General features: G+C 69.6%; 7 protein-coding genes and 1 pseudogene. 7 read left to right on the forward strand and 1 reads right to left on the reverse strand.

What is annotated here, in order from left to right; translation table 11 throughout:
• Positions 1–133: 133 nt before the first annotated feature.
• A complete protein-coding gene (locus E8A74_RS51210; protein WP_136936512.1) occupies positions 134–1,072 on the reverse strand; it encodes an NmrA/HSCARG family protein in 939 nt (312 codons plus the stop codon).
• Between the two features lie 109 nt (positions 1,073–1,181).
• On the opposite strand from E8A74_RS51210, the gene E8A74_RS51215 reads away from it, so the two are divergent.
• From E8A74_RS51215 to E8A74_RS51245, 7 genes and pseudogenes are all read left to right on the forward strand, one after another.
• Positions 1,182–2,108 carry an AraC family transcriptional regulator gene (locus E8A74_RS51215; RefSeq protein ID WP_232380119.1) on the forward strand — a complete coding sequence of 309 codons (927 nt, stop codon included), beginning with the start codon at positions 1,182–1,184 and terminating at the stop codon, positions 2,106–2,108.
• A gap of 198 nt (positions 2,109–2,306) precedes the next feature.
• On the forward strand, positions 2,307–3,614 hold the full coding sequence (locus E8A74_RS51220; protein WP_136936513.1) for a serine/threonine protein kinase: 1,308 nt from the start codon (positions 2,307–2,309) through the stop codon (positions 3,612–3,614).
• 13 nt (positions 3,615–3,627) lie between these two features.
• Complete coding sequence (locus E8A74_RS51225) at positions 3,628–4,398, forward strand: tetratricopeptide repeat protein (protein WP_136936514.1); 771 nt, start codon at positions 3,628–3,630, stop codon at positions 4,396–4,398.
• Between the two features lie 9 nt (positions 4,399–4,407).
• On the forward strand, positions 4,408–5,136 hold the full coding sequence (locus E8A74_RS51230) for a hypothetical protein (RefSeq protein WP_136936515.1): 729 nt from the start codon (positions 4,408–4,410) through the stop codon (positions 5,134–5,136).
• 1 nt (position 5,137) lies between these two features.
• Complete coding sequence (locus E8A74_RS51235) at positions 5,138–7,174, forward strand: type VI secretion system Vgr family protein (protein WP_136936516.1); 2,037 nt, start codon at positions 5,138–5,140, stop codon at positions 7,172–7,174.
• A gap of 16 nt (positions 7,175–7,190) precedes the next feature.
• Positions 7,191–7,457: pseudogene (locus E8A74_RS51240) on the forward strand (PAAR domain-containing protein); the annotation flags it as partial.
• Between the two features lie 53 nt (positions 7,458–7,510).
• On the forward strand, positions 7,511–8,356 hold the full coding sequence (locus E8A74_RS51245; RefSeq protein ID WP_136936518.1) for a DUF4123 domain-containing protein: 846 nt from the start codon (positions 7,511–7,513) through the stop codon (positions 8,354–8,356).
• The last annotated feature ends 226 nt before the right edge of the window (positions 8,357–8,582 follow it).

Below are 8,582 nucleotides of genomic sequence, written 5' to 3' on the forward strand. Positions count from 1 at the left end.
CCGAAACAATGTCTTCGACCTACGCCGATATGGGATCCTGCTGAACCTGGAGGTCATCCAGCGTCGTGAGGGCGAGCTGGCCAAGGCCGCGTAACTTCAGGTGGAATTGAACCGTTTGTTGCTCTAGAGCACCTCAGTCCGTCCCCATCTTCGCACCCTCCCGCCGCCCCAGATGCGCCTTCGCCCACGTCCGGAAGTCCGTGGTCGCAATCCCGCGCGCCCGCGCGTACTCCGGCCGGGCGGGGCTGTCGACGACGTTCATCCGCTCCTGCGAGGTGACGAAAGCCCTCCAGAGCCCCTGGGCGAGCGCCTCCTCCGCCGTGAGCGACGGCGCCTCGATCGGCGTGCCGAGCACCTCCGAGAGGACCGCCGCGATCTCCCGCATCGACCGCCTGTCTCCCGCGAGCTCCAGCTCGACCCCCTTCCAGGCCACCGGGTCCGTGAAGGCCGCCGCCGCCGCCGCCCCGATGTCCTGCAGTGCCACCAGCGAGAGCACCGTGTCCGGCGCGAGCACCGTCAGGAGCCGGTCCTCCACCCCATTCGCGAACAGAAACGACGGCCGCACGAAGTTCTCCATGAAGAACGACGGCTTCAGCAACGTGAACGAGCGGAACCCCGCGTTGCGCACGAGATCCTCGATGTACGCCTTGCTCTCCCAGTAATGGACGCCCGACGCCGGCGAGCCCCACCCCGGCTGCCGGCGCTGATACTCCCCCGCGCCCGAGACCGACGTATGCACGAACTGCGGCACGCCCACCGCCCGCGCCGCCTCCACGATGTTCTTGCCCTGCCGCTGCTCGTCGTCGCCTTCGAGGTTCTTCAGGTTCGGCATCTGCACCGAGAACACCCCCCGCGCCCCGACGCAGGCAGCCCGCAACGAGGCCGGCTCGTCGAGATCGCCGCGCACGAGCGTCGCGCCGAGCGCGCCGAGCGCCCGCGCCCCTTGCGCCTCCACGTCGCGCACCAGCACGCGCACCGGCGCCCCGCGCGCGAGCAGCGCCCGCGCGACCGCGCCCCCCTGCCTGCCCGTCGCGCCCGTCACGAGGACCGGGTCGGACGAAGTCGCCCCCATTGCGAGAATCGGATCGGATGTCGTTGCAATCGTCATTGGCAGGTCATACGCCCTGCGGTATGGACGATCAATGCCTCGCCGTCCAAACCTCGTATCCAAGACGCCAGAGTTGCTGGACCTTCAGGACCCCCGCGGCGACGTCCTCGCCGACGTGCTCAGCGTATCCCTGCTCCCGAACGCCCTCTTCAAGTGCATCGAGGCCCGGTCCCCCTGGGGCCTGCGCGTCCCGACCCGCGACCGCGCCGTCTTCTACCTCATCGCGCGCGGCCAGGCCCTCCTGGAGGTCGACGGCGAGCCTCCGCGCAGCCTCTCCCCCGGCGACGTCGTCTTCGTCCCGCACGGCACGGCGCACACCCTCCGCGACGAAGCGGCCCGCCACCTGTTCGTGGTCCATGACGGCCCGGCTTGCGCCGCCTCCGGCCCCGCCCGCATCGGCGGCGACGGAGCCCTCACCACCCTGCTCGCGGGCTTCTTCGCCTACACCGGCGGCGTGAAGCCCCTCCTGCTCGCGCGTGTCCCCCAGGCCGTGGTCCTGTCCCCCTCCGGCGATACGCCGCGTCCGTGGAGCGCCGCCACCATCGACCTCATGCTCGCCGAGATCGCCTGTCCCGGCCCCGCCAGCACCCTCGTCCTTCAGCGCCTCGCCGACGTCCTCTTCGTCCAGGTGCTCCGCAACCTCCCCACCCACGAGGGCAGCGGCCTTTCGGAGGCCCTCTCCGACCCGCCCGTGCACCACGCCTTGAACCTCATGCACACCCGCGTGAACGAGCCCTGGACCGTCGCCCGGCTCGCCGCGCTCGTCGGCCTCTCCCGCTCCGGCTTCGCCTTACGCTTCACCCAGGTCGTCGGTGATCCGCCCCTCCAGTACCTCGCCCGCTGGCGGATGGCCCGCGCCGCCGAACTCCTGCGCGAGACCGACGACACCATCGCCCAAATCGCCGCGCGTGTCGGCTACGAGAGTGTCCCGTCCTTCAGCAAGGCATTCAAACGCTGGCAAGGCAGGAGCCCGACCCTCCACCGCACCATGCAGGGCTAGCTGTCAGGGAACACGCACGACGCCAGGCTCTTCGAGCAAGCCCCGAAATTCATCAATCGCACCGCTCCCATAACGTTCCAGGACGGAATTCGTCCCTCCCGCAGCAGGAACCCGCGGCCGAATCAGGTTGCCGGCTCCCTCTCGGATCGTACCCTGTCGCGGATTGCCGGGAGGGGCATTGCCTTGAACAGCGGGGACATGATCGCTTCGAGATACATCCTCGAGCGCCCGCTGGCGAAAGGCGGGATGGGGGCGGTGTGGGTGGCGCGGCACGTCGAGCTCGATGTGCACGTCGCCCTGAAAGTCATGGCGCCCGAGCACGCCGATACCTCGTTCGCTCGCGACAGATTTCAGCGCGAAGCGAGGGCCTGCGCGCAGATCCAGCACCCGAACGTCGTGGCCGTCCACGATTACGGCGTCGCGGACGGCGTGCCGTTCCTCGTGATGGAGCTGCTCCAGGGCGAGGATCTGCAAGGTTGCCTCGCGCGGGAGGGCCGCCTCTCGCTCCCCGCCGCCATTGCCGTGATCCTGCCCGTCTGCAAGGGGCTCCGGCGCGCGCACGAGCTCGGGATCATTCATCGCGACATCAAGCCGAGCAATGTGTTCCTCGCGCGCCAGGGCGAGGACGTGGTCGTAAAAATCCTCGATTTCGGCGTCGCGCGGATCACGCACGATTCGTCCGGCCAGACCACGCGCACGGGGGTCTTGCTCGGCTCGCCGAGCTACATGAGCCCCGAACAGGCGCGCGGCCGGCACGTGGATCCGCGCAGCGACCTCTGGTCGCTCGCCGTCGTCCTTTACGAATGCCTGACCGGCCGGACGCCGTTCGGATCCCAGGCGCTCGGCGAGCTGCTCCTCGAGGTTTGCACCGAGCCGATCGCCCCGCCCACCACGTTCGCGCCCGATCTCCCGGCCGTCGTGGATTCTTTTTTCGCGCGGGCGCTCGCGCGGAACCCGGACGAACGATTCCAGAGCGCGGAGACCTTCGCCGAGGCCCTCGATTCGCTCCGCGGCGGGATGCCGAACCTCACGCTCGGGCCGCCCCGCGGAATGGGACGGGATCCCGCGGCGCCCGAGGTCTCCTCGTCCCAGACGCCGCCGCCCACCTTGACGCCCACGGCGCCCGGCATCGCCACCACCACGATGGGCAGGAGCCGCCCGCGGGCCGCCCTGCTCGCGCTCGGGATCGTCGCGCCCATCGTCCTCGGGCTCGGCGCGCTCGCCGTCTATGGTTTCTCGTCGCCCGAGGAGCCCCTGGAGCCGGCGGGAGCGGCGCCGGCGGAGCCCATCGTGACACGCCCGCCCGACACCCCGGCGCCCACGGTGAGCGCGTCCGCGCCGGCCGCGCCTCCGGAGACGGTCACGCTTCCGCATGCGGTGCCCTCCGCCGCGCCGCCCCCGGACGTGCCCCGGACGTCGCGCAAGGCCCCCGCGCCCCGCGCCTCGTCGAAGCGCCCTTCGCCCGCACCGCCCGTGCCCACGCGCGACCCGACCTTCGGCTTTTGAATCGGGAGAACGTATGCGCCTTCGTTGGCTTGTCCCCCTCGTCCCCGCCCTTTTCCTCACGCTCGCGCCCCCGGCCCGCGCCGCGGAGCCAGGACCGGCGAGCGCGCAGGACAAACGCGCCCTCGCTCTGGAGCACGCGCACCAGGGGCTCGATGCCTATCGCGCCGGGCGCTTCGAGGAGGCCTACGAGCATTTTCGCGAGGCCCAGGCGCTTTTTCCGGCGCCCACCTTGCTCGTGCATATGGCGCGTTGCCAGCGCAGGCTCGGCAAGGTCGTCGAGGCGAGGGCGCTTTATGAAGAGGTGCTCGCGCAAGGCTTGCCCGAAAACGCCCCGCCCCCGTTCGTGGAGGCGCGTCACAATGCCGAGAGCGAGCTCGCCGAAATGGAGGCCAAGCTCGCCGCAGAACCCAAGGCCACCGAGCGCCCCGCGCCCGTGCCATCCCGGGGATCCATCCTCCCCGGCGTCATCACGCTGGGGGCATCCGCGGTGGGGCTCGGCGTCGGGGTCGCGACCGGGGCGATGTCGATGGCGAAGGTGTCCGACCTTCGCAGCCGATGCCAGGCCGACCATTGCGCCCCGGCCGATCGCGCCCTGGCCGATCAGGCCCGGACCCTCGGCCACGCCTCCACGGCGGCGTTCGTCGTGGGCGGCGCGGCGGCGGCGGCGGGCGTGCTTTTGCTCGTCCTCCGTCCGGGGGGCAAGGCGGGCGCCACCACGGGCGCCGTGAAGGATCTCCGCGTCTCCGTGGGGATCGGCCGGGCGGATGTCGAATTTCGTTATTGAGGGACGGCCATGCACGTGTTTTCAACGGCCTCGGCGCGCCGGGGGCTCGGCGCGCTCCTCGGGGCGATCGGACTGCAGGGGGCGCTCGGGTGCAATACGATCACGGGGGTCGACGCGCTGCGCTTCGACCCGTGCGCGCCGAGTTATTCCAGCATGACCGTGACGGAAGAGATCGGCAGCGACGGCGGGAGCGCATTCCACGACGCGTGCCCGGAGGGCGAGGTGCTCGTGGGCCTGCAGGGCGGCGTCAATGGTCCCATCCTCTCCGGGATCAGCGGCATTTGCGGGGCGGTGCGGATCTCGGAGACGTCCCCGGTCGAGATCACGGTCACGGCCGGCGAGGCAATGCCGACCGTGCGGGGGGTGATGTCCTCGGAGGAGCCGGAGTCGCGGCGTTGCCCGCCGAACGAAATGGTCGTGGGCTTCAGCGGGAGCACCACCCTGTACGACCCCAACGCCCCGCGGCCCATCCTCTGGCGCGTCGCGCTCGTGTGCGCGCCTCTTGTCGTCGAGGGCCCGCACGAAGCGGCGTCGATCTCGCTCGGAGAGACCACGAGCACGCCCTCCCTGGGCGGCGCGGAAGATGCGGGCGACGCCTTTGATCCCGTTCCTTGTCCCGAGAACCAGGTCGCCCGGGCGATCCAGGGGCGCTCGGGATTGCTCGTCGACGCGCTGGGCCTCGGCTGCGCGGAGCTCTCGCTCGCGTGCCCATGGGCCCGGTCCGGCTCGGAGGAGTGAGATGCGCGGCTTACGCTTGATCTTCGAATCGTTCCGGCCGAAATCCCCGCGGGAGGATCTGTCCGTGCGCACCTTTTCGGTGCGCGAGACGATCTCCGAGCCGTTCGAGGTCTCGATCATGGCGCGCTCCCACGACGCCAGCATCGATCTCGAATCCATCGTGGGCAAGCCCGCGGCGTTCGTCATGGATCGCGGCGAGCATTTTTCCATCGGCCAGGCGCGGCGCCGCTGGGAGGGCATCTGCACGCACATCGAGCAGATCCGCGTCGAGGATTCGGAGACCGGCGAGTCCACCTACACGCTGACGATCCTGCCCAAGGTGTGGCTGCTCGGGCAACGGCTTGGCTACCGGGTGTTTCAGCACCTCTCCATCCCGGACATCGTGGACAAGCTGCTCGGGGAATGGAAAATCCAGCACAAGTGGGCCATCGATCGGGGCGCATATCCCCGGCTCGAATACCGGGTCCAGCACGGCGAGAGCGAGCTCGCGTTCCTGTCGCGCCTGCTGGAGGAGGCGGGCATTGCCTATTCGTTCCCCGACGAGGACGGCGCCGGCACCATGCTCCAGTTCTCCGACGCGCTCGCGGCGGGCAAGCCCCATCCGCACTCGCCGCTCACGTTCGACGACGCGCCGAACCGCACCGCGCCGAAGGAATACGTGACGGCCGTGCAAATGAGCCACCGCGTGCGCCCCGGCGCGTACGTGGTGCGCGACCACGACTTCCGCCGCCCCGATTTCCCGAGCCAGGCCGAAGCCCCGAAGGCGCTCGACCCCGAGCACCGCTACGAGCAGTACCATTATCAGCCGGGCGCGCTGCTCGTCGAGACGACCAAAGGCGCCGGCGCCACGCCGGTCGCGGACGACAAGGGGATGGCGCGGCACGACGAGGCGTTTGGCGTCACCCGCGCGACGCAGAGCCTCCAGGCCGACCGCCACGAAAAGCGGGTCGTCACGTATACGACGAACTCGATGATCCTCGCGCCCGGGGTGATTTTCGTGATCCAGGACCACCCGCACCAGGGCCTCGTCCAGCAGCGCTTGCTCGTGACCGAGCTTTGCCTCTCGGGCAGCGTCGTGTCGGAGTGGGAGATGAGCGGCCGGGCCGTGTTCGCGGCCGATCCGTACCGGCCGCCGATGGTGACGCCGAAGCCGCGGGCGCTCGGGATGGAGAGCGCGGTGGTGGTGGGGCCGCGGGGCCAGGAGATCCATACCGACGAGTTCGGCCGGATCCGCGTGCAATTCCCCTGGGACCGGGAAGGAAAACACGACGACGACAGCTCGTGCTGGATCCGCGTGAGCCAGGGTTGGGCGGGGACGGGCATGGGATCGATCACGATTCCACGCGTGGGGCAGGAGGTGCTGGTGGGGTTCCTCGGCGGCGATCCGGACCAGCCGGTCGTGGTCGGGCGGGTCTTCAACGGGAAAAACCTCGTGCCGTACAAGCTGCCCGAGCACAAGACGCGGAGCACGCTGAAGAGCGCGTCATCGCCCGGCGGGGGCGGCTCGAACGAGCTCTTGTTCGAGGACGCGCGGGGAAAGGAGCTCGTGTACGTGCACGCGCAGCGCGACCTCCACGCGAAGGTGCTCGGCGACGAGCACGAGCAGATTCAAGGCGATCACCGGATGCTGGTCGGCAAGCGGCAGGACATCGTGATCAAGGCCGAGAAAAAGGAGCTCGTCGTCGGGCGGAGTGATCTGCACGTGGGCGGGGACGAGCGCCGGCAGGTGGACGGCAAAGCGTCGATCACGGTGGGCGGGAGCCGTCACGAAAAGGTGCAGCGGAGCCACGCCCTTTCCGCCGGGCAGGAGATTCACCTCGCGGCCGGAACGTCGGTCGTGATCGAGGGCGCGCTGGATCTCACGCTGAAGGGGCCCGGCGGGTTCATTCGAATCGATCCGAGCGGAGTGTCCATCGTGGGCAACCTGGTGCGAATCAACAGCGGGGGCGCGGCCGGCGCGGGGAGCGGGGCAGCCCCGGACGCCCCCGAAGACGCGCTCGAAGCCGTGGTGGAGCTGCCCGGCGCGGGCACGCCATGAATCGAGGAGGGGGACGATGCCGCCTGCAGCGCGTTTGACCGATCTGCACGTATGTCCTGTCATGCCCACGGGGGGGCCGATCCTTCCGCCTTGTGAGCCGCGGGTGCTCATCGGGTACATGCCCGCGGCGCGTATGGGCGACGCGACGACATGCGCGGGGCCGGATGTGATCATCGGGGGAGAACCGACGGTGCTGATCGGCTATCGGCCAGCGGCGCGGCTCGGGGATCCAACAGCGTACGGGGGGGTCATCACGATAGGGTGTCCGAACGTGCTGATCGGCAAGAGCGCGCAGGCGCAGACGCTCGAACGCGCGGCGCAGGAGGGGACGCCGTTATGCGAGCCATGCGCGTGATCCTCGAAGTACAATGGGGAAAGCTCGCGTCGCAAAGGGCGGTGATCACGCCCGGCGGATCGCTGCGCGTGGGGCGGACCGAGCTCTCCGACGTCGTGATCCCCCACGATCGGCAGATGTCAGGGGTGCATTTCGAGGTGTCGTGGGACGGGGCGCGTTGTGTCGTGCGAGATCTCGGGAGCGCCACGGGGACATGGCTCGACGGGCAGGAGGTGCGCGAGGGGGAGGCGCGGAACACGTCATGGATCCGCGCAGGCGATACGGTGTTCATGGTCTTCTTCGAGGGAGCGACCTCGCACCCGCGCCCCGCGGACGCGCCGGAGGTGGCCTCGCGAAAGGAGAAAGCACGCGACGCACTGCTCGCAGAAACGACGCCGCTGTTCGCACTGCTCGACGGAGCGCGCGCCCCGCGAATACGAGAGCTCCTGCGAGAATCGATCGACGAGCACCGCTCGCTGTACGAGGGCGTGCAAGGCGACGCACTCGGCGAGGTGGCGCCCTATCTCGTGCGCCTATCGCCGGAGAGCGATCTCTTTGAAAAGCTCGTCGACGAGGGATGGGGGCAAAGCTGGGGCGTCTATCTCACCAGCGAGCGTCCCCTCCCAGAGGTGCGGCGGCATCTGCGGCGGCTCACGATGGTGGACGCAGAGGGGGAAGCAAAACGTCTCTATTTCCGGTTTCAGGACCCGCGGGTGCTCCGGCGCTTTCTGGTGATGAGCAACCTGCGCCAGCGAGCAGAAATGTTCGGCGTGATCCTCGAAGCCTTCCTGATGGAGGGAGAGCAGGGAGAAGTCCTCCGCGCTTCGCATGCCCCGGTGGCGCCATGACGCTGCTTCGCCGGGAGCCCCAGAGCTGGGGCGTTGCCCCAGGCCCCAGCAGGGGCTGTCCGCCCCTGCACCCGGACCAGCCAGGGGCTGGACCCAAGGTCGATGAACTGCGCGATGCGCAGTTCATCGAACAGGCCCGGTCAAGGCCGGCAGCGGGGTTGCCAACCGAGACAGGCGCGCAGGCCGGTGGCAAGACCATGGGGAGGTTCGCTGGCGTTGGTTCGAT

Origin of the sequence: Polyangium fumosum, from assembly GCF_005144585.1 — a bacterium.
Taxonomy (GTDB): Bacteria; Myxococcota_A; Polyangia; order Polyangiales; family Polyangiaceae; genus Polyangium; species Polyangium fumosum.

Bases quoted from the DNA above. Each gene is read 5' to 3' on its own strand.
- E8A74_RS51210 (WP_136936512.1), bottom strand. From the start codon at position 1,072: ATGGGGGCGACTTCGTCCGACCCGGTCCTCGTGACGGGCGCGACGGGC.
- E8A74_RS51220 (WP_136936513.1), top strand. From the start codon at position 2,307: ATGATCGCTTCGAGATACATCCTCGAGCGCCCGCTGGCGAAAGGCGGG.
- E8A74_RS51225 (WP_136936514.1), top strand. From the start codon at position 3,628: ATGCGCCTTCGTTGGCTTGTCCCCCTCGTCCCCGCCCTTTTCCTCACG.
- E8A74_RS51230 (WP_136936515.1), top strand. From the start codon at position 4,408: ATGCACGTGTTTTCAACGGCCTCGGCGCGCCGGGGGCTCGGCGCGCTC.
- E8A74_RS51235 (WP_136936516.1), top strand. From the start codon at position 5,138: ATGCGCGGCTTACGCTTGATCTTCGAATCGTTCCGGCCGAAATCCCCG.
- E8A74_RS51245 (WP_136936518.1), top strand. From the start codon at position 7,511: ATGCGAGCCATGCGCGTGATCCTCGAAGTACAATGGGGAAAGCTCGCG.